General features: G+C 50.5%; 1 protein-coding gene and 1 pseudogene. One reads left to right on the top strand and one right to left on the bottom strand.

Features of this window, described 5'->3' with window-relative positions; genetic code table 11:
* On the top strand, positions 1 to 425 hold a 425-nt coding region (locus R7E42_RS25060; RefSeq protein ID WP_318073248.1), incomplete at its 5' end, for a metallopeptidase TldD-related protein.
* A 70-nt stretch (positions 426 to 495) separates the two neighbouring features.
* Here the strand turns inward: R7E42_RS25060 and R7E42_RS25055 are convergent.
* Positions 496 to 669 (bottom strand): annotated as a pseudogene (locus tag R7E42_RS25055) (PhoH family protein); the annotation flags it as partial.

The following is a 669-nucleotide window of genomic DNA, read 5'->3' as shown; positions in this document are numbered from 1 at the left end:
TAATGGGGGTAAGCCCAACGGGTAACGGTCGTCGCGAATCTTACGCGCACTTACCGATGCCACGCATGACTAATACCTACATGCTGCCAGGTGAACACACACCAGAAGAAATCATCTCGACCGTGAAGAAAGGCATCTACGCGCCTAACTTCGGTGGTGGTCAGGTGGATATCACCTCTGGCAAGTTCGTGTTCTCTGCATCAGAAGCGTACTTGATTGAAGATGGTAAAGTGACTCGTCCCGTCAAAGGGGCAACTCTAATCGGTTCAGGCATTGAAGCGATGCAGCAAGTGTCGATGGTCGGTAACGACTTAAGCATCGATAAAGGTGTTGGCGTTTGTGGTAAAGCAGGTCAAAGCGTGCCAGTAGGCGTTGGTCAGCCAACGTTGAAGCTTGATTCACTGACTGTTGGTGGCACCGAGTAAATCACTCGAACCTTGATAAAAAGAGCGCTCATTGGAGCGCTCTTTTACTTTGTGCGTGAATCGATGTGGGTTAGAGGTTCTCTTCTGCAAACTCTGCCAAGCGGCTACGAACCACGCCGTTGAGGTGAATGTTCGCACTGCCTTCAAAGTTCTTGAAGCGTTCGACCATGTAGGTCAAACCTGACGTCACTGGGGGGGGGTAATGTGAGTCAATCTGCGCCAAGTTACCGGAGCAGACGATTTT

It is taken from the genome of Vibrio sp. Vb1337, from assembly GCF_033338715.1.
GTDB classification, from domain to species: Bacteria; Pseudomonadota; Gammaproteobacteria; order Enterobacterales; family Vibrionaceae; genus Vibrio; species Vibrio alginolyticus.
The sequence above is the reverse complement of the archived record's forward strand: the minus strand, read 5'-3'. Positions and strand labels throughout refer to the sequence as shown.